The 19,554-nt window shown below is 40.2% G+C and carries 18 protein-coding genes; 10 read left to right on the top strand and 8 right to left on the bottom strand.

The window, feature by feature from the left end:
* Positions 1–99 precede the first annotated feature (99 nt).
* Positions 100–2,007, top strand: coding sequence for a 1-deoxy-D-xylulose-5-phosphate synthase (gene dxs, locus OGM63_RS21295; protein ID WP_263747656.1), 1,908 nt, complete (start codon positions 100–102; stop codon positions 2,005–2,007).
* Between the two features lie 133 nt (positions 2,008–2,140).
* Here the strand turns inward: dxs and OGM63_RS21290 are convergent, their stop codons facing one another.
* Positions 2,141–2,464: an H-type lectin domain-containing protein gene (locus tag OGM63_RS21290; protein WP_263747655.1), complete on the bottom strand. Its 324-nt coding sequence runs from the start codon at positions 2,462–2,464 to the stop codon at positions 2,141–2,143.
* A gap of 410 nt (positions 2,465–2,874) precedes the next feature.
* Between OGM63_RS21290 and mtnA the strand changes: the two genes are divergently transcribed.
* The 7 genes from mtnA to OGM63_RS21255 all read left to right on the top strand — a co-directional run bounded on the left by mtnA (position 2,875) and on the right by OGM63_RS21255 (position 11,383).
* Positions 2,875–3,936 (top strand): S-methyl-5-thioribose-1-phosphate isomerase, encoded by a 1,062-nt coding sequence (mtnA, locus tag OGM63_RS21285; RefSeq protein ID WP_263747654.1) that lies wholly within the window; start codon positions 2,875–2,877, stop codon positions 3,934–3,936.
* Between the two features lie 486 nt (positions 3,937–4,422).
* Positions 4,423–5,511 (top strand): chorismate synthase, encoded by a 1,089-nt coding sequence (gene aroC, locus OGM63_RS21280; RefSeq protein ID WP_263747653.1) that lies wholly within the window; start codon positions 4,423–4,425, stop codon positions 5,509–5,511.
* A 129-nt stretch (positions 5,512–5,640) separates the two neighbouring features.
* On the top strand, positions 5,641–7,434 hold the full coding sequence (locus OGM63_RS21275; protein WP_263747652.1) for a hypothetical protein: 1,794 nt from the start codon (positions 5,641–5,643) through the stop codon (positions 7,432–7,434).
* A gap of 419 nt (positions 7,435–7,853) precedes the next feature.
* Positions 7,854–8,108, top strand: a complete 255-nt coding sequence (locus OGM63_RS21270) for an SWEET family sugar transporter (RefSeq protein WP_263747651.1) — start codon at positions 7,854–7,856, stop codon at positions 8,106–8,108.
* Positions 8,109–8,283: 175 nt separating this feature from the next.
* Positions 8,284–9,930, top strand: a complete 1,647-nt coding sequence (locus OGM63_RS21265) for a B12-binding domain-containing radical SAM protein (RefSeq protein WP_263747650.1) — start codon at positions 8,284–8,286, stop codon at positions 9,928–9,930.
* A gap of 88 nt (positions 9,931–10,018) precedes the next feature.
* Positions 10,019–10,207: a CPXCG motif-containing cysteine-rich protein gene (locus OGM63_RS21260; protein ID WP_029632843.1), complete on the top strand. Its 189-nt coding sequence runs from the start codon at positions 10,019–10,021 to the stop codon at positions 10,205–10,207.
* 453 nt (positions 10,208–10,660) lie between these two features.
* Positions 10,661–11,383, top strand: coding sequence for a hypothetical protein (locus OGM63_RS21255; RefSeq protein ID WP_263747649.1), 723 nt, complete (start codon positions 10,661–10,663; stop codon positions 11,381–11,383).
* A 49-nt stretch (positions 11,384–11,432) separates the two neighbouring features.
* Here OGM63_RS21255 and OGM63_RS21250 read toward each other — a convergent pair whose 3' ends face one another.
* The gene (locus OGM63_RS21250) at positions 11,433–12,251 is read right to left on the bottom strand and encodes an SDR family NAD(P)-dependent oxidoreductase (RefSeq protein WP_263747648.1); all 819 of its coding nucleotides are present in this window, start codon (positions 12,249–12,251) and stop codon (positions 11,433–11,435) included.
* 935 nt (positions 12,252–13,186) lie between these two features.
* Here OGM63_RS21250 and crtW point away from each other — a divergent pair.
* Positions 13,187–13,936 (top strand): beta-carotene ketolase CrtW, encoded by a 750-nt coding sequence (crtW, locus tag OGM63_RS21245; protein ID WP_263747647.1) that lies wholly within the window; start codon positions 13,187–13,189, stop codon positions 13,934–13,936.
* Positions 13,937–14,044: 108 nt separating this feature from the next.
* Here the strand turns inward: crtW and OGM63_RS21240 are convergent, their stop codons facing one another.
* From OGM63_RS21240 to OGM63_RS21215, 6 genes are all read right to left on the bottom strand, one after another.
* A complete protein-coding gene (locus OGM63_RS21240) occupies positions 14,045–14,719 on the bottom strand; it encodes a DUF2834 domain-containing protein (protein WP_263747646.1) in 675 nt (224 codons plus the stop codon).
* A 12-nt stretch (positions 14,720–14,731) separates the two neighbouring features.
* Complete coding sequence (gene hrcA, locus OGM63_RS21235; protein ID WP_263747645.1) at positions 14,732–15,808, bottom strand: heat-inducible transcriptional repressor HrcA; 1,077 nt, start codon at positions 15,806–15,808, stop codon at positions 14,732–14,734.
* A 235-nt stretch (positions 15,809–16,043) separates the two neighbouring features.
* The gene (locus OGM63_RS21230) at positions 16,044–16,301 is read right to left on the bottom strand and encodes a BrnA antitoxin family protein (RefSeq protein ID WP_263747644.1); all 258 of its coding nucleotides are present in this window, start codon (positions 16,299–16,301) and stop codon (positions 16,044–16,046) included.
* Positions 16,302–16,304: 3 nt separating this feature from the next.
* Positions 16,305–16,571 (bottom strand): BrnT family toxin, encoded by a 267-nt coding sequence (locus tag OGM63_RS21225; RefSeq protein ID WP_263747643.1) that lies wholly within the window; start codon positions 16,569–16,571, stop codon positions 16,305–16,307.
* A gap of 156 nt (positions 16,572–16,727) precedes the next feature.
* On the bottom strand, positions 16,728–16,907 hold the full coding sequence (locus tag OGM63_RS21220) for a hypothetical protein (protein ID WP_263747642.1): 180 nt from the start codon (positions 16,905–16,907) through the stop codon (positions 16,728–16,730).
* A gap of 282 nt (positions 16,908–17,189) precedes the next feature.
* On the bottom strand, positions 17,190–17,537 hold the full coding sequence (locus OGM63_RS21215) for a rhodanese-like domain-containing protein (protein WP_263747641.1): 348 nt from the start codon (positions 17,535–17,537) through the stop codon (positions 17,190–17,192).
* Between the two features lie 261 nt (positions 17,538–17,798).
* Here OGM63_RS21215 and OGM63_RS21210 point away from each other — a divergent pair, with 261 nt between their 5' ends.
* The gene (locus tag OGM63_RS21210; protein ID WP_263747640.1) at positions 17,799–19,457 is read left to right on the top strand and encodes a DUF3352 domain-containing protein; all 1,659 of its coding nucleotides are present in this window, start codon (positions 17,799–17,801) and stop codon (positions 19,455–19,457) included.
* Positions 19,458–19,554: the final 97 nt, after the last annotated feature.

Below are 19,554 nucleotides of genomic sequence, written 5' to 3'. Positions count from 1 at the left end.
GTCCCCCTTGTCCCCCTTGTCCCCACATTCTCCTCTCAAGTGGCAACATCAGCGTGGGAAAATCATAATACGATCAGTAGAGAGGAAAACCCTATTAGTATGCACCTGAGTGAAATTACCCATCCCAACCAGTTACACGGCTTATCGATTAGGCAGTTGCAGCAAATTGCCCGTCAAATTCGGGATAAGCATCTGCAAACCGTAGCCGCAACTGGGGGACATCTGGGACCGGGGTTAGGTGTTGTAGAGTTAACCCTAGGGCTTTATCAAACACTAGATTTAGATTGTGATAAAGTCATTTGGGATGTAGGACACCAAGCTTATCCCCATAAACTAATTACAGGGCGTTACGATAATTTCCACACCTTGCGGCAAAAAGACGGAATTGCGGGTTATCTCAAACGCAGTGAAAGTAAGTTTGACCACTTTGGTGCAGGACATGCTTCCACTAGTATCTCAGCTGCATTAGGTATGGCTTTAGCGCGAGATATGAAAGGCGAAAAATTTAAAGTTGTCGCCATTATCGGTGATGGTGCCCTAACTGGTGGTATGGCGTTAGAATGCATTAACCATGCTGGACACTTGCCCAAAACTAACTTATTAGTTGTCCTCAACGACAACGAAATGTCAATTTCTCCTAACGTTGGAGCGATTCCTCGTTACCTCAACAAAATGCGTCTCAGTCCGCCGGTACAATTTATCAAAGATAACTTTGAGGAACAAGTCAAGCAAATTCCCTTTGTTGGGGAATCTCTTTCACCGGAATTAGAACGCATCAAAGAAGGAATGAAGCGTTTAGCGGTTCCGAAAGTCGGTGCAGTTTTTGAAGAACTCGGCTTTACTTACATGGGACCTGTAGACGGGCATAATTTAGAAGAATTAATCGCCACTTTTGAACAGGCACATAAGATGAACGGACCAGTTTTGGTGCATGTAGCGACAATTAAAGGCAAAGGTTATGAAATTGCCGAAAATGACCAAGTTGGCTACCATGCCCAAAATCCGTTTAACGTAGCGACAGGCAAAGCCATTCCTTCTAGCAAACCCAAACCCCCCGCTTACGCCAAAGTCTTTGCACACACCTTAGTCAAACTCGCCGAACAAAACCCGAAAATTGTCGGGATCACGGCAGCGATGGCTACAGGAACAGGTTTAGACAAACTTCAAGCAAAATTGCCCGATCAATATATTGATGTGGGTATTGCCGAACAACACGCCGTTACCATGTCAGCAGGACTCGCAGCAGAAGGTATACGCCCTGTGGTTGCCATTTATTCTACCTTTTTGCAACGCGCCTTCGACCAGATAATTCACGATGTCTGCATACAAAATTTACCCGTGTTCTTCTGTATGGATCGGGCGGGAATTGTCGGTGCTGATGGTCCAACGCACCAAGGTATGTACGATATCGCTTATCTGCGTTGCATTCCCAATATGGTGGTGATGGCACCCAAAGATGAAGCGGAATTGCAACGGATGGTGGTGACTGGGATTAATCATACCTCAGGACCGATCGCTATGCGTACTCCTCGTGGTAATGGTTATGGTGTTCCCTTGATGGAAGAAGGCTGGGAACCTCTGGAAATCGGCAAAGGCGAAATTCTCCGCCACGGGGATGATGTGTTGTTGTTGGGTTATGGCACAATGGTTTACCCAGCGATGCAAGTTGCCGAAATTCTCAACGAACACGGAATACAAGCTACTGTGATAAATGCTCGTTTTGTCAAGCCCCTGGATACAGAATTAATTTTACCTTTGGCGAAAAAAATTGGGCGCGTTGTCACTTTAGAAGAAGGCTGTCTCATGGGTGGCTTCGGTTCAGCTGTAGCAGAAGCGCTGTTAGATGCTGATATTGTAGTTAGAGTGAAGCGATTCGGTGTGCCGGATGTTTTGGTAGATCATGCCGAACCCAATGAATCTAAGGCTTCCTTAGGTTTAACTAGTCCGCAAATGGCGGAAACGGTGATGAAAGCTTTCTTTCAACGGCAACTATCTACTGTTGTTTAGTTAATTCGGCGTTGCTGATTAGACATAGAAAGTAGAGTCATACGTAGAGACGTAGCAATGCTACGTCTCTACAAAGGTTTCGGGCAAATTCTTTGGTGTATAGCACTCATCAAGTTTAGGAAAGCTTTCCCACTTAACTGCCTTCACCAATGGCAATAAAATTAAAAGCAGACTTTTCTTTCGTAACTGCCAGTTCTGGAGAGCCTGTCTGTGATTGTTGCTTAATTCCCAAATCGAAAATATTAACTTGAGCTTGGTTTGGGGTTATATCTTTAACAATAATTTGATTATCAGCACCCCAATCCTTTAAAGTGGCTACTACACTGGGAGGTTCTAAAAAAGGTTCGTTAAAAGTAATTGCATAGGTTCCTGTGTCCACTGATTGAACTTCAAACCCTTGTCCACCTTGCTTTTTTCCTTCTTCGGTAACTGTTCCGTAAATAATTTTTTGGGTCATTTTTTTCACCTTTTTAAATTTTAGTTTGCATCGAATCACCAAACTTGCATTTGACGGTGGTCGAGTTCACATCAAGGCTAATTAAAGCCACTTGAAGTCAAGCCTCCCGCTTACTGTGTGTTTTGGTATTGATTTACTTAACTTCAAACAATACACAATATTTGCAGCCAAGATTTATCCTCTGTTATTTATCTCGTCAAAGTCAAACATCTAATTTTAATTTTGATGAAGTTTTGCTAAAATTAAAACATATTCATAAATTTAAATCAAGACGCTAACGCGGTTGCCTAAATCGATAAAGTCAAGTAAAAATTTATTTGATTAAGTCTTAAGTAACGCTATGATATTTTTGGCAAATTTGTTGCGCTAGTTTAAGTATTTAATGCCCATTTACTAAACTAACCATTTCTATGACACCTTCCACAAACCAGGTTTATCCGGTTATTTGGCACAACGACTCGGTTTCACTCATTGACCAAACCCGCTTACCGAATGAGTATGCTATTGTCGAAATTCACCGCAGCGAAGATATGGCGCGGGCAATTAAAACTATGATTGTTCGAGGTGCACCGGCAATTGGTGTAGCGGCAGCGTATGGGATGTATCTTGGTGCGAGGGAAATTCAAACGTGCGATCGCTCTCAATTTTTCGATTCATTGGAAAAAGTCGCTCAAATGTTGGCAGCTACTCGTCCAACTGCGGTAAATCTATTTTGGGCAATTTCCCGCATGAAGAAAACCGCTTCCCGTACCCTGGGTTCTGTAGAAGATATCAAAAAAATCCTTCTGGAAACTGCCCAAGCGATCAATGCGGAAGATTTGCAAACTTGTCAGGCGATCGGCGACAATGGCTTAAAAGTATTACCCGCTACCCCAGAAAAGCTGACAATTCACACTCACTGCAACGCTGGAGCTTTAGCTACTGCTGGTTATGGTACAGCATTAGGTGTAGTGCGTTCCGCATGGCGTGAAGGACGTTTAGAGCGCGTATTTGCCGATGAAACCCGTCCCAGATTGCAAGGTGCAAAACTTACCGCTTGGGAATGTGTCCAAGAAGGTATTCCGGTTACGGTAATTACTGATAATATGGCGGCTCATTGCATGAAGCAGGGCTTGATTCACGCTGTAGTTGTGGGTGCTGACAGAATCGCTGCGAATGGTGACACCGCGAATAAAATTGGCACGTATAGTTTAGCACTTGTTGCCAAGGCACATCATATTCCCTTTTTCGTCGCGGCGCCACTTTCTACCGTTGATTTTGAATTACCTGATGGTAGCGAAATCCCGATTGAAGAACGCGATGCAAGCGAAATATATCAAGTTGGTGAAACTATCTTGACACCAATAGGTGCAGAATTTTATAATCCAGCTTTTGATGTGACTCCAGCAGAGTTGATTAGAGCAATTATCACCGAACATGGTGCATTTGCTCCTGGGGAGTTACAAAAGTTCAAAGAAAAGCAAATGGTTTAAAGACAAGTCTAATGCAGATGCACTCTCCCGTATGTTTGAGGTATTAGACAACCTATTTGAAAAAGAATTATTGTGACGTTAAATTTAACGTCTCTTGGGGTTTGGGCAACGCATAGTTCATTTCTGGAGATGTCTATTCTATACTAACGGTGTAGAGTGCGTTTGAATATTCATACCCCTGCAAAGGTGCGATCGCACTTGATGGTGATAGGGTTAAAGCAGGCGATCGCACCTTTGAAGATTCATATTTTCGGTTCAATTGATCGCGCTTGGTGGTGATAGGGTTAAAGCAGGCGATCGCACTTTTTTGAGCAATTACAAAATAGGAAAGTTGAATTTTTCAATTTCATCTCCGCTCTTCAGCAATCCCGAAAAAAAAGCCAAAATATTAATGTTTTTTGTCTTTGTGGTGAGAACAAGACATCAGCTAAAATACATAAGCCTAACTGCCAACTTTTAACTTTTAACTCCTAACTTTTTTTAATTATGGGTAACACTTTTGGGCATTTATTTCGCGTCACTACTTTTGGCGAGTCTCACGGCGGTGGTGTGGGGGTTATAATTGATGGTTGTCCACCACGGCTAGAAATTTCTGTTGAAGAAATTCAAATAGAATTAGATAGAAGGCGTCCCGGACAAAGTAAGATTACAACACCTCGCAAAGAAGAAGATAAGTGCGAAATTCTCTCTGGAGTGTTTGAGGGTAAAACTCTGGGAACACCAATTTCAATTTTGGTGCGGAACAAAGACGCTCGTTCTCAAGATTACGACGAAATGCAACAAAAGTATCGTCCTTCTCATGCCGATGCGACCTATGATGCCAAATACGGCATTCGGAATTGGCAAGGTGGCGGTAGATCGTCAGCGCGTGAGACAATTGGCAGAGTCGCAGCAGGTGCGATCGCTAAAAAAATTCTTCGTCAAGTCGCTAATGTGGAAGTTATCGGTTACGTCAAGCGCATCAAAGATTTAGAAGGTGCCATTGATGCAAATACCGTCACCTTAGAACAAGTTGAAAGCAACATCGTCCGCTGTCCTGATGCCGAATGTGCCGAACGGATGATTGAATTAATTGAGGCGATCGCAAGACAAGGTGATTCTATCGGTGGTGTGGTAGAATGTGTAGCGCGAAATGTTCCCAAAGGTTTGGGGGTTCCAGTTTTTGATAAATTAGAAGCAGATATTGCCAAAGGTGTCATGTCTCTCCCAGCGAGTAAAGGTTTTGAAATTGGTTCGGGTTTCCCAGGGACGCTGTTAACTGGAATAGAACATAACGACGAATATTATATTGATGAAAACGGTGAAATTCGCACTGTAACTAATCGTTCTGGAGGAATTCAAGGAGGAATTTCCAACGGTGAAAATATCATTTTACGAGTAGCATTTAAGCCGACAGCTACCATTAGAAAAGAACAGAAAACGGTGACAAATGAAGGTGAAGAAACGCTTTTAGCTGCCAAAGGAAGACACGATCCTTGCGTTTTACCCCGTGCTGTACCGATGGTAGAAGCGATGGTTGCTTTAGTGCTGTGCGATCATTTGTTGCGGCAGCAAGGACAGTGTAAGGTGTTGTAGGTAACACGCAGTTTTCTCAAGAAAGTTTCTCTGTTGTGGGGTGGTAATTTTGCCATCCCTGTTTTTTTTAAGTGTTGTTATAGTGGCAAATGACACGAATTAAGCAATGTCATTGCGGCTTATATCAACATGGAAAAAGAGTCTGAAAATCGTTTAAAACACTTTGCTGCTCTCAAGTCCAAGTACCAAGCAATTAAATATCAAGATTCATCACCTGAGAGTCTTCTCTATCTCATCTTGCGAAAAGTTGACTTAGGAATTAAACTAACTGAATTAGAGTTTGATTGGTTGAGAAAGCAAGAACTTTGTCAAACACTTGAAATTATCTGGCTGGAACAACGTAGAACAGAAGAAGCTAAAAGACTAGAGGCTGACTTTTACTATCTTAAAACTAACTATAAAGTTCCCAACCACTGTGATTTATCGCTAACCAGTTTTCTATATCCAATACTTTGGAAACTAAAAGCAGAAAACCAGTTAAGTGATTCAGAAATAAAATTCTTAAAAGATAATAATCTTGAGAAAACAGTCGATATCGTTGAGGAGATAAAAAGATTTAATACCCTAAAGGCAAAGTACCAAGCTACTAAACATCAAGATTCATCTCCTAATAGTCCACTGTATCAAATATTAAAAAAACTTGAGATAACAGAACGGTTAAGCGATGAAGAAGCGAACTGGCTATATAATGAAGAACTTTTGGAAACTTTGGAAATTTTTCTACAACAAGAAGCAGCAAGAAAGGCTGAATTTGCGAGTTTGAAGACGAAGTACCAAGTAAATAAACAGTTAGATTCAGTCAGTGAACTTCCTCTTTACAGGATTTTACAAAAATTGGATGCCGATAAAAAGCTAATTAATTCAGAAATTTACTGGCTGGAACAACACGATTTTACGGAAACGATTAGCATCGCTAATGAACTTGAACAAAAGCGAGAATTTGCTGTTTTAAAAGCTAAGTATAAAGCAACCCAATATGAGGATTCATCTCCTTCAAGTCATTTGTACAAAGTTCTAAAAACACTGATGAGCGAAAATCAGTTAAGTGAGCAGGATATTAATTTTCTGCAAAATAATAAATTGAGTGAAACCATTGCGATCGCTCACCAAAAATATGCTTCAACTTTGAGATTCAAGGTAGAATCAGGAGAACTACTAAGTGACTCAGAGATTGACTGGCTAAAACACAATCAACGTGAAGATATCATTACTTTCGCTAAACAAAAGCACTTTACGACTCTCAAGAAAAAGTATGCACTTGTAGATATTGGAAATCAATTACCGTTTGAACCATTTTACACAATAATGCTAAAGCTGGAGAAAAAAGAGCGACTAGATCCTCTATTAGTTGTTCAGCTTATAGAAGAGAAGCTTTTATCTCGTTACGGAAAAATTCCTATTGCACATTACAAATTAGAAGCCGATTTTTATGAACAGGAATTTAAACGCACTGGGCATAAATGGCACATTCCTAATGCAAGTAGTTATTGGCGAAAAGCGGATGAACCAGAACGTGCATTACAGCTAACTAATTTGGACTTAAGCAATATCAGAGAAAGCAATCTCAAGTCAGCTATTTTAGTGACTAGAGGTGCAGCTTTCAGAGATATTGATGAATTAGATAATGCAGAAAAATGTGCCAAAAAAGCCATTGAATCTCATCCTCAAAGTTATCAACCTTACACCTTATTGGGAGCAATTTATTATGACAAACGTGAATATTCAACAGGAGATTATTACTTTGAAGAAGCAGTGAAACGTGGTGCGAAAACCGAGGAAATAGATGACGAAATCAAGCGAGTAGTCAGAACTACAAAAGATGAGATTAAACTACAGGAAGTAGTAAATTACTTACTGAAAAAAGATTCACAGCGATATGCTTGGGCTAAGACTTATTTGAAAAAATCAAAGAATCAGGCTTGAATATAAACTAATACCGTTCAGTTAAACCCAAAATACGAGTGTAGAGACGCGAAATTTCGCGTCTCTACAGGTCTAAAATAAGTACCAAAAACCTTAACACCAAGCGTATTGGAATATAAACTAATATCATGTCCGCTTAATTACCAACAATATCCGCGCTGTCGCGCACCCTCTCCTTTTTAAGGAGAAGGTTGAGGTGAGGTTGTTTTATTATGGGTAATTAGCCGGACATAATATAAAATAACCAGTCTATTTTGCAATTGTCAAATCTGCTGGAATATCGAGTAATATGATGTCCGTTTAATTAACAGTAATAAAAATATCGCAACCGTCGTAGAGAGGTTCCGGCGGAACGTATTGATTTTACATTACAAGTAATTTACCGGACATGATATAATACATTAAAGGGTTGCATAATCATGGATTATATTACAATTTTAGGATTAATTGCCGCTTCCTTAACAACATTTTCATTCATCCCGCAAATGATAAAAACATGGCAAAGGAAATCAGCCAAAGATGTTTCACTTGTGATGCTGATTACTTTCAATATAGGCATTTTTTTATGGCTCATCTACGGAATATCTCTACAAGCGTTGCCGATTATTCTCGCAAATGGGGTAACATTATTTTTTAACATCATAATTCTATGGCTTAAAATTAAATATAGATGAAGAAGCCCTAACGACTAGAAGTCGCGGCTACATAAACAAAGTCCACCTGCGTGGACTTCAAGAATTTTAAACCCACGTTCGCGATCGCGTGCACCTTAGCGCAAGGTGGGTAAAGTCTCGTGTAGATGCGAATTATATTTGCCATAATTTTTACAAACACTTCTTAAAAACAACTGTGACATCATCTGTATTCGCTGCTGAACGCCTTTTATTTACCCCGGCAACCCCCGACACCGACGCTATCCCCACAATTTTCGCTTTCCCCAATGAGTACACTGTGGGAATCACTAGCCTAGGCTATCAGGTAGTTTGGGCTACTTTGGCAATGCGTGATGATGTGCAGGTGAGTCGCTTGTTTACCGACACTCACGAACAACTTCCAAGAAAACCAGAATTACTCGGCTTTTCGATGTCGTGGGAATTAGATTATGTGAATATTTTAAATCTGCTAGAATCTTTAGAAATTCCCATTAGGGCAGATATTCGCGATCGCAATCATCCGATAGTTTTTGGTGGGGGTCCGGTTCTCACAGCTAACCCCGAACCTTTTGCGGATTTCTTTGATGTAATTTTGCTCGGAGATGGTGAAGATTTGTTGGGCAATTTTATTAACGCTTACAAAGAAGTTAGAAACGCTTCTAGACAAATCCAATTAAAAGCACTTGCACAAGTACCAGGAATTTATGTTCCTAGTTTGTATGAAGTTGAATATCACACATTAGATGGTGCTATCAAATCAATTCAACCAATTTCTACAGAAATTCCCGCAATAGTGCAAAAGCAAACTTACCGAGGAAATGTTCTCTCAGCTTCAACTGTCGTCACCGAAAAAGCCGCTTGGGAAAATATTTACATGGTGGAAGTGGTAAGAAGTTGCCCAGAAATGTGCCGTTTCTGTTTAGCAAGTTATCTCACTTTACCTTTTAGAACTGCAAGTATCGAAGAATCATTAATTCCGGCAATTGAAAGAGGTTTGACTGTTACAAATCGGTTAGGATTATTAGGAGCTTCAGTAACTCAGCATCCCGAATTTGCATCGTTACTCGATTATATTAGTCAGCCAAAATATGACGATGTACGCTTGAGTATTGCCTCAGTGCGAACTAATACAGTAACTGTCCAATTAGCGCAAACCTTAGCCAAACGAGACACGCGATCGCTTACCATTGCCATAGAAAGCGGTTCCGAAAAATTACGCGAAATCATTAACAAAAAGCTGCATAATGATGAAATCATCCAAGCTGCGGTAAATGCCAAAGCTGGAGGCTTATCTAGTTTAAAACTTTACGGCATGGCAGGAATTCCCGGCGAACAATCAGAAGATTTAGAGCAAACTGTAGCAATGATGCGTGCTGTAAAAAAAGCTGCACCAAGACTGCGGTTAACACTAGGATGCAGCACCTTTGTACCCAAAGCCCACACCCCATTTCAATGGTTTGGAGTAAATCCCCAAGCAGAAAAGCGGTTGCAATTTTTACAAAAACAACTCAAACCCCAAGGAATAGATTTTCGCCCAGAAAGTTACAATTGGTCAATAATTCAGGCATTGTTATCGAGAGGCGATCGCCGACTTTCTTCGCTTTTACAACTAACTCGCAACTTTGGCGATTCTTTAGGTAGTTACAAACGTGCCTTCAAACAACTCAAAAAACAAATTCCCGACTTAGATTTTTACGTTCACGCCGACTGGTCAACCGAACAAATCTTACCCTGGAGTCACTTGCAAGGACCTCTACCACAGTCTACACTAATTAAACACCTGGCTGATGCCACCAGTAAATTTAACTCGCCTACAAAGGAATTACAGCCATTAAACTTATAATTTTATTGAACGTGTGTAAAACCCCTTATTCATAGTAAAGACGTTCCGACGGAACGTCTCTACCGTCAGGAAAAATTTTGAAATTAAAATGCAAACAACATCCGAATTTTACTGCGCTTATTGCGGCGAACCTAACGTAACCTTTGTAGACTTGAGTGCAGGAGGACAGCAATCTTATATAGAAGATTGTCAAGTTTGCTGTCGTCCAAACATTTTATACCTGCGGGTGGATGAAGAAACTTTAGATATAGAAATTGATACAGAATACGAAGGTTGAAATTTAGGTTTTTCTGTCAATGCTTGACTTTAAACATTCTTCAGATACTTCAAGCCGGGACATAGCGTGCTATAAACCGAAGCCCCTAACTCGGTAATATCTCGCAATGCCTTAAGGAAAATCCCCAAGACGCCGTTCCAATCTCTCGGAAGGTGGTGATTTTGTAGAATTTTTCAGCGGTTGGCTAGTGCAAGCACAACTAGAAGCGATGTTTCGCTACCGTAATTATGTAACTAAACGAGAGTGCGAGTCAAGTTAAGAGAATACACTTAACAGTAAAATCACGCAAAAATAACTTTCATTAAAGAATAGATGAGCTCTCAGGATATCTACTTGTTCTGAGCCTCTTTTTTTACGATAATAAAAACACTTTTTCTACCGTTAGATTACTGAAATTTAACGCCATCAACTAGTTTTGGCGACAGTGATTTTACTGATTACAACTTGAAAAACATGAAATTTTTACAACCAGGGTTCAATTACAAAGCTACTTTAAAGTTAGCTTTGGTGAGTGCAAGTTCATTATTTTTACTTACACCGTCAGTAAAAGCCGTACCTGCAAACAACTCAGAACAATTAAATCCACAGCCACAAATTTGTCCATCGGCAAAATTACTACCCAAGCGCAGTTTCGATACAGCTAAATATTCTGTTTACATTTGCCGAGGAGATAATAACAATGCACTGGGATATTACGTACGTATTTCTAAAACAGATAATAGTAAAATCACTGTACCTGTAACTAGTACAACTGGTGAAACTTATATTGCTAGCAAAGGAGAAATAGCATATGCTGTCACCCCCTATGAACTGCAAGTAATTAAAAATAGACGTGTTGTTCTCAAAGAAAGAGTAAATAATGCGATCGCTGGTGACGGTCAAGCTCTTGCTAAAGGTTGTCCCCAAGGTGAAAATATCTTTGGTGAAGCCGAAACCAAAAGCTTTATTGTTTATATTTGCGGCAGCAATCTTCCCACAAACTATATCGCTATAACTAGAAGTGGCAATCGTCGCATCGCAGTTCCACTTTCTAGCTATAATTCTAAAGGCGTACCCGAAACCAGTCAGTATATTGCAGTCAGCGGTGATATCCGTTATTTTCTCACCCGAAAAGTGCTAAAAATTTCTGACAACGGTAAAACCATAATCAAAGAAAAAGTCCTGCATTGGAATTAAAACACACAATTAGTAGTAAGCACACACGAGTGCTTACTACTAATTAAGTTTATTTATCCTTATTTTTCAAAGCTTGTCGAGAAACCCACTGAACTAAACCAGGAAACAACCGATAAACTGCTTGGGAGAAATTCGCTGAACCAACTACTACCTCAGACCGTTGATTTTTCACTGCATCCCAGATAGCATTTGCCACATCCTCCGGCTTTTCCACCACAGGAGATTTCACCACAGCATTGAGTTGTTCCTTCCGGTTTTTAGCGTCTTCCTCATCCTGACCGCGAAAAATTGCTCGGTCTAAAAATTCACTCTGAATTACATTTGGGTAAATTCCACAAACATGAATACCTTTCGGCTTTAATTCTGCTTGCAGTGCTTCTGTCAAACCAGTGACACCAAACTTACTAGTACAATAGGGAACTAAATAAGGAGTAGGTACTTTACCACCGATAGAACTTACATTAATAATGCTTCCGCTTCTGCGTTCCAAGAAATGAGGCAAAAGTGTATTAATTGTATGGATATATCCCCATAAATTAGTATCTATAACTTGATACCAATCTCTCAAAGAAAACTGCTCAACTGGTCCAGATGCATAAATACCTGCATTGTTTACCAGGACATCGATATTTCCATAATGCTCCAACGCTTTTTCTACTGCTGCGTTTACCTGTGATGGTTCTGTCACATCGCAAGAAATAGTTAATGGTACTGCATTACTAACACTTTGCACTTCCTCTGCTGCGGTTTCTAGCGAGTCTGTGTAACGCGCTGTAAGTACTACGTTATAACCTTTACGGGCAAAAATAAGAGCAGTTGCTTTACCAATACCGTGGGAAGCACCTGTAATAAATACTGTCTGAGCCATGTTTGAAATAAAAACGCTATTTACTGTTTATAGTTTGGGCAATAATTCTCCAGAATCCTTCTGACTTGCGTTAGATATTTAATGATACTTTGTCTTTGGTGTTGCTGAATTGAAATATGAAACTTAAAAATCAAGGTTCTTAAACCCTTACAAGGAGTGCGACTGGAGCGACTAGAAGTGAAATAAATTCATATCCTTTCTTCAGAAACGCCTTGTCTTTTATATTCCTGCTTTAATTTATCTTAATTGTCACAAGTTCTTATCTTAAATTTTATTTTTATACACAATTACTACTATTCTCTAAATAAAAATCTTCTATTTAATAGGTTAATGCAATGTTAATTGCCATCAAAGTAATACAAATTTTCCTTATGATGCCCAAAATCTCATCCTTTAGACTTGCTGATACTTTGGAACCACGGATAGATAGCTTTATATGTTTACCTGAATACTATGAAATTGTAAAGATAAGATTTAGGAAATTTAACAATGGAACCATGATGAGCGCAAGCTGACATTCGCTCTTAAAGAACAAATTAATTTTACGTGCGTTTCAGCATCTTTCTCCAAATGTGCAGCAATTTAAAAATTGACTAAATCACCTCGTTTCTTATGCCCGTAAAGGATGCTTTAAGTGTTTGTGTGAATTATACTTGACAAGCTGACTACACAACCTCGCTCACTGAGAGGAAATACAACGAGTCTTCCCCAGTGTTATCACTTGCATCAGTCTACTTCCATATCAAAAAGTATATTTAGTATGGCTGGCTATGTAATAATAAATAGCATAACTTAATATTTCTACATATTTAGTTATTTGGCGATGTTCAACGCATAGCACTGACTTCTAGGATTTTTCAACCTAGTGGTTAGTGTGATTTGCCATGACTATACTTTACTTTGTGAAATTTTCATCTTTTACGTGGAGAAAAAGCGTGATTTCATTAGAACAATCGCCCAGTCGTCCGATAAAATTGACCAGGGAATCAAATACAGCAGTCTTCATTGCAATTGCCATTATTGCATTGTGGGCAATTAGTCTTGTTATTTTACTTTCACTTGACATTACCCAGTTTAACTCTTTAATGTTATTGCCTATCATATTTTGGCAAACATTTCTATATACTGGTTTATTTATTACGGCACATGATGCGATGCATGGCGTAGTTTTTCCTAAAAATACTAAAGTTAACCATTTTATCGGTTCATTGTGCCTTTCTCTTTATGGTCTTTTACCATATCAAAAATTATTGAAAAAACATTGGTTACACCACCACAATCCTGCTAGTGAAATAGACCCCGATTTTCATAATGGGAAACAGAAAAATTTCTTTGCCTGGTACTTTCATTTTATGAAGGGTTACTGGAGTTGGACTCAAATTATTGCCTTGATGATTATATATAATGTTGTTAATTACACAACTCATATACCCAAAGACAATTTAACTTACTTTTGGGTCATACCCTCCTTGGTAAGTTCATTACAGTTATTTTATTTTGGCACTTTCTTACCTCATACCGAGCCAGAATCAGGTTACAGTGAACCTCATCGTGCTCAAACAATTTCCCGTCCAATTTGGTGGTCATTTATCACCTGCTATCATTTCGGCTATCATGAAGAACATCATGAATATCCTCATGTATCTTGGTGGGAGTTACCAGAGATTTATCAAAGCAAGTTATGAGTTAGGTAGAGACGTTCCGCACCGAACGTCTTGACGCGAAAAATAGGTATTTCGTAGTAAGCGTTGAAACGCTTATTTAAGCACTCTTCGTGCTTACTACGATTAAGATTAATTGGCGATCGCTTGTTTAGTAGATACTGCTTCTGGACTATTTTCTAATAAAGGTGGACGCACAGACAAATATATTAAGGGACCAAACAGTGGGATGAAGCTGATTAACCAAAGTAACTGGGGATTTTTCACCTGACGACGTGCCATGTCATCTCCTAATAATGCTGGAAATACTAGGCAAAGTACGCAAAAATCTAAACTCATCACATGAATGAAGCGGCTAGTTTGCCACTGTTGGATAAAATTGCCCCAGTCTCCGCGTAAGCCATAACCAACTAAAATAATTGTACCTAAAGTTAGGGCAATACCCGTGAAACGGGAATCTAACAATTTGAGTAAAAAGTCTTTTTTGCCAGTAAAACGTTTATTTGATTCGCGTAAAGCTAAGTAAGGTAAAATCGCAAATGCCCCAACTGCGAAAGAGGGAATAGCAAACAACCAAGCGGGTATTTTTTGCCCTCTGCCATCAATAAATAATACTGCACTATAGATTATAGGAAAAACGCCCATAATATTGAATAGTGCTACTACTAAAGGGTTAATGCCTTGCCACTGTCCAGTAGAAAGGTTTTTAATTAACTCTAATGTATCCGGTTGATCGTCCGGGGCAAAAACAAAAGCATAGGTAATAAATCCCAGCCATAGTAGCCCAAAAGCGATTTTTCTCAACATGTTTAAATTTGGTTAACTGAAGGCTTCTGAGAGGTAATCAGCAGCAGCAGATACGACAGCGATCGCACTTTCATAATCTAAGCGAGTTGGTCCCAAAACTCCCACACTTCCTACTGGTGTTGAACCTCGACGATAAGTGGCAGAAATTAAGGTACAGGTGCGTATCGGTTCTAGCGGGTTTTCCGAGCCGATGCGAACCATTACCCGTGATTTACCCACTTTATCTGATGGAGGCTGCTCAAATATTAACCGCCACAGTTGGTCTTGTTCTTCCTCCAGCAGTTGGATAATCGTTTGCACTTGCTGTAGTTGAGAAAATTCTGGTTGGCGCAAAACTTCTGCCACACCGCGAATCATAATTTGTGTAGCAGATGGTGTGATAGTACGACGGGCTAATTCGGCTGCCGAGTGTTTCAAAAATTCTCCGTAACGTTGGAACTCTCGGTCTAACTGCGTCCAGTCGAGAGTCGCTAATTCTAACAAACTTCGTCCCCGCAACTGGCTATTTAAAAAATTAGAAACAATCTGCAACTCGCGATCGATGACTTCTGGTTCAAGTTGTGTTTCTGCCGATGCTGCTGGCAAATCCATTAATGTCGAATGCGTCTCATAAGCATCCGTCACTACAATCAGCATTACCCGTCCCGCTTCAATTTGCATCATTTGCAAATGTCGCAAGGTTGCTCTTTCAGTTTGCGGCATGGTAATCAAACTAATGCACCCACTCAAGGTTGCCAATATTTGCGCTGCTCCTTGCAATAGAGCCTCTAAACTGCAATCTTCCCACTTTAGGCGCTTTTGCAGTAACGCTTCTACCTCTCGTGATAAATTTTCTGAAGGTGTAATCAGTTGGTCTACATAAGTACGATACCCAGAGTCAGAAGGGATGCGTCCGGCAGAGGTGTGAGGTTGATAAAGCAACCCACCTTTTTCTAAAAAGCCCATCACGTTGCGAATTGTAGCTGAACTAACGCCTAGGTCGTATTCTTCAAGCAAAGCTTTAGAACCCACAGGCTCTGCGGTAGCGATATAGTGACGTACCGTTGCCCAAAGTATATGCTGTTGTCGATTGGTCAGCTTGACTTGCATAGGGAATATTTTACGAAGCCTAATTTAATTAGATTTTGAAAAAATTAATAATTTTTCAATTAAAATAGCAAATTATTTACTTCTATTATAATAAGTAAAACTAAACTCCCAAATTTGCCTATTTTGAGAGTTCGCTTTTCGCTTTTACCGTATATTTACATAATATTTTATTAACTTTTGTAGTGTGTTTTTCCAAAAGTAAAAAATACACGTAAATACTTTAACGTTGATTGCTCTATCTTCCTATGCGCTCAAGTTCTTCACGCAAAACTCGTCTCAATGTTGCTTCCAAAGGCTCACATTGTTGTTCAATGTGCTGACGTAACGCTCCATTGATTAAGCTTTGATAGTTGCCTCCTCCTGCTGTATGAACCTGTTCGCGAAACCACGCCAATACCTCATCATCTAATCGAATCGTGATGCGAGTCTTTCCTGCGCTTGTCCGCTCGACTGCACCTCGCTTCCCTTGGCTGAAATCATACTCTGCTTCCATGATCTATCCTTCTTCATACTGTGTTCGTTCATGACCAGTCGCTTTTCGAGCCGAAATTAATCGAATCTCGTTGCCGCACCACATATACACCACCACCAGGACTCGACCCAAAGCATCCATTCCAATTGTAATGAATCGTTCTTCTTCAAACCGTTCATCCACTAATGCGATCGCCAAATCATCTGAAAATACCAGCACAGCATCTGCAAAATCGATCCCGTGCTTGTTGAGATTTGCGATAGCTTTCTTTCTGTCCCATTGGTATGCCATGCCCTCATTGTATGCACATTTGTACACAACATACACCACTGAACTGACAGAAGATTTTTATTTTGATCAAAAAATTTATCCCTACATCCTTAATCCGATGTAGGGATAAAAAGCAAGGAATTGCAGATATCTTCAACTCAATGTTTAAGCGTTTACTTAGAACAAACCAATAAACTTCTGGCGAGGTGTAACAGGGGATACAAAGATAGTCTGTTGGGGAGAAGGTGGTAGAGCTTCTATGTGACGCGGTGTTCTAGATGGAGTAATCGTATTTTGCTCTCGTAGAACTGCTCTGGTAACTGCTTCAATTGCTTGTGGATCTTGAGTTCTGATCACAAGGGTTCGATGTCCTCCTTTCTATTCGGTGCCCAACAAGAATCGCTTTCTTGAATAATCAGGATCATAAACACTAATTTTAATATGTGTATCTTTACTCATATTGGGCTACCTCTGTGTGAATTTTATAACTACTTTAGTTTATAGGGTAGCAAAAAAAAATGAAACCATAGTCTAACCATAGAAGTAGATTGCTGTCCAAACAGGCTAACCATTTTCGCTTCAAGTTTAACTGGGCGCGATCGCCACAATTAAGGCATCCACGCCCGTGTTTTTACGTTTTTAATAATGAGGTATCGAAGGGTTTACTAAGGTGGAGTAGGCATCAATACCACCGGCAATATTTTTAACATTTGTAAAGCCTTGAGCGGCTAACCACTGACACATTTGAGCTGAACGAATGCCATGATGACATAATACAAGGGTTTCAGTGTGAGGGTTGAAACGGGTGGGAATTTGATCGCCCCATTCGGAAAATTGACTCAGGGGTAGATTGACAAAACTCTCAATACTAGCGATCGCTAATTCTTCTGGTTCGCGCACATCCACAAACTGAATATCTCGATCGCCTGAACTTAGACGTTGTTCCAGTTCCTCTACACTAATTTGGGTAATAGGTTGGGTATTCATAGATTAAGGCAATGTGGATAAGGGGGATAAGGGGGATAAGGGGGATGAGGGGGACAAGGGGGATGAGGGGGACAAGGGGGATGAGGGAGAATTATTTATGCTCAATGCCTTATTCCCTATTCTTTATTTTTAATCGATTTCTGCTGAGGTTTCGGTAATAAACTTAGTTTTAGTATTAATACCGCATTTTCTCTCTTGAGAAGGTGGTTTGACATTATTGTTGTGTGTAAAAGCCGCTTGAGCGGTCTATGAAAGAAAATTATGAGGCAAAACTCATTGTTTGGTTTCCTCGCAGCTGGTGCGATCGCGCTGCTATTGATTGTTATCGCAGGCTTTTACTGGTTCTTTGGCAAAAGTCCAATTAACCTGATCGGTGGTGGGACTGCTTCGGAACCAGGTGGCACCATTTTCGTGTCTAAAAGCGCACCAGTTATGGTGTCAATGCTGGTGAATCCAGATAAATTGCAGGCTAGTAATAGCGATCGCCAACTGTCAAAATTGAAAACAAGTTTATTAGCTAACACTGGGATTGATTACAAAAAAGATGTTCAACCCTGGTTGGGGAACGAAATTACACTAGCTGTCACCAGTTTAGACATCGATCGCGACCCCGCAAACGGACGGCAAACCGGGTATCTAATGGCACTAGCAAGCAATAAACCGGAAAAAAGTCGCGAGTTTGTTGAGTTATTATTTTCCAAGCGAGCGATCGCTGGAGAAAACTTAGTTGTTGAACAATACGAAGGTGTCAAGCTGATTTCTGATAGTTCCCCATGGTCAAAAGGTTTGCTTGCCGGTGCATCTGTAGGTGATTTTGTCTTATTTGCCAACGATCCGAAAGTGCTGCGAGATGCAATTAATAACGTCCAAGCACCAGACTTGAATTTGACAAATTCCCTCCAATACCAGAAAGCGCTGAAACAACTGCCCAAAGACTCTTTAGCTGCGGCTTTTCTCAATCTTACCGCTGTAGCCGAATGGCAAAACTTAAAGCTGTCAGAAGCAACTTATGACAGCCAAATAGTTTCCTTAGCATTGAACTCAAAAGGATTGCTCGCAGAAACCAGCTTCCTGGCATCATCGGCAACATCACCACCATCTTCACAACTTTCGCAAGCTGTAAGAGCATTGGAATATATTCCCGAAACAGCAGGTTTAGCAATCTCCGGTGTTGATTTGAGCAATTTGGATAAGAGCGATTTAGCTCAACTTTGGAAACAAGTGACAACGGCAATATCTGGCTCGCAGAAAGATGTTACTTTCAGCTTGGTGCAACCCTTAGCGGATGTAGAAAAAGCCTGGGGTATCGATTTGCGTCGTGATATTTTCAGTTTGGTGCAAGGTGAATACGCTATAGCTTTGTTACCTAGCGAACAGCAAATTAATCCTGATTGGGTTTTTGTGGTGGAAAAATCCGAAGGTGTTCCTTTATCGATTTCTCGGTTAGATGCGATCGCTTCATCCCAAGGATTAAACGTTAGTTCCCTAACTTTAGACAATCAAAAAATCTTTGCTTGGACAAAGTTAACAACCGTGACGAATAACGCTGATAGCGGTTCTGAATCGATTAACCTCGAAGCAAAAGCCCAGGGGGTACATACAAGTTTAGGAAATTACGAAATTTTTACTTCTTCTATTGATGTGATGAATCAAGTCCTAAAAGTCAAGGATAATTCCTTAGTGAAAAATCGCAATTTCCAAGATAGTATTGCTGCCATTCCCCAACCTAATCAAGGCTATCTTTACCTCGATTGGGCAAAGAGTCACCAGATTGTAGAACGTCAAATACCGATTCTCAAACTAGTGGAAGTAGTCGCTAAACCCTATCTCGATCAAGTGCGATCGCTCATAGTTAGTAGTTACGGTAGCGACACCGGATTGCTCAAAGGTGGCATCTTTTTCCAACTTCATCACTCGTGAGCTAGAGAGGACAAGGGAGACAAGGGAGACAAGGAAGACAAGGGAGACAAGGGAGACAAGGGAGACAAGGAGAATAATTATTCTTTCTCCCCATCCC

The organism is Plectonema radiosum NIES-515 (assembly GCF_025753815.1).
GTDB classification, from domain to species: domain Bacteria; phylum Cyanobacteriota; class Cyanobacteriia; order Cyanobacteriales; family Nostocaceae; genus Hassallia; species Hassallia radiosum_A.
The sequence above is the reverse complement of the archived record's forward strand: the minus strand, read 5'-3'. Positions and strand labels throughout refer to the sequence as shown.

What these genes read in the sequence shown, in the direction of transcription:
- OGM63_RS21270 (WP_263747651.1), top strand. Translation starts at nt 7,854, where the DNA reads ATGGATTATATTACAATTTTAGGATTAATTGCCGCTTCCTTAACAACA.
- OGM63_RS21275 (WP_263747652.1), top strand. Translation starts at nt 5,641, where the DNA reads ATGGAAAAAGAGTCTGAAAATCGTTTAAAACACTTTGCTGCTCTCAAG.
- OGM63_RS21290 (WP_263747655.1), bottom strand. Translation starts at nt 2,464, where the DNA reads ATGACCCAAAAAATTATTTACGGAACAGTTACCGAAGAAGGAAAAAAG.
- hrcA (WP_263747645.1), bottom strand. Translation starts at nt 15,808, where the DNA reads ATGCAAGTCAAGCTGACCAATCGACAACAGCATATACTTTGGGCAACG.
- OGM63_RS21240 (WP_263747646.1), bottom strand. Translation starts at nt 14,719, where the DNA reads ATGTTGAGAAAAATCGCTTTTGGGCTACTATGGCTGGGATTTATTACC.
- OGM63_RS21260 (WP_029632843.1), top strand. Translation starts at nt 10,019, where the DNA reads ATGCAAACAACATCCGAATTTTACTGCGCTTATTGCGGCGAACCTAAC.
- mtnA (WP_263747654.1), top strand. Translation starts at nt 2,875, where the DNA reads ATGACACCTTCCACAAACCAGGTTTATCCGGTTATTTGGCACAACGAC.
- OGM63_RS21210 (WP_263747640.1), top strand. Translation starts at nt 17,799, where the DNA reads ATGAGGCAAAACTCATTGTTTGGTTTCCTCGCAGCTGGTGCGATCGCG.
- OGM63_RS21250 (WP_263747648.1), bottom strand. Translation starts at nt 12,251, where the DNA reads ATGGCTCAGACAGTATTTATTACAGGTGCTTCCCACGGTATTGGTAAA.
- OGM63_RS21255 (WP_263747649.1), top strand. Translation starts at nt 10,661, where the DNA reads ATGAAATTTTTACAACCAGGGTTCAATTACAAAGCTACTTTAAAGTTA.
- OGM63_RS21225 (WP_263747643.1), bottom strand. Translation starts at nt 16,571, where the DNA reads ATGGCATACCAATGGGACAGAAAGAAAGCTATCGCAAATCTCAACAAG.
- dxs (WP_263747656.1), top strand. Translation starts at nt 100, where the DNA reads ATGCACCTGAGTGAAATTACCCATCCCAACCAGTTACACGGCTTATCG.
- aroC (WP_263747653.1), top strand. Translation starts at nt 4,423, where the DNA reads ATGGGTAACACTTTTGGGCATTTATTTCGCGTCACTACTTTTGGCGAG.
- OGM63_RS21230 (WP_263747644.1), bottom strand. Translation starts at nt 16,301, where the DNA reads ATGGAAGCAGAGTATGATTTCAGCCAAGGGAAGCGAGGTGCAGTCGAG.
- OGM63_RS21215 (WP_263747641.1), bottom strand. Translation starts at nt 17,537, where the DNA reads ATGAATACCCAACCTATTACCCAAATTAGTGTAGAGGAACTGGAACAA.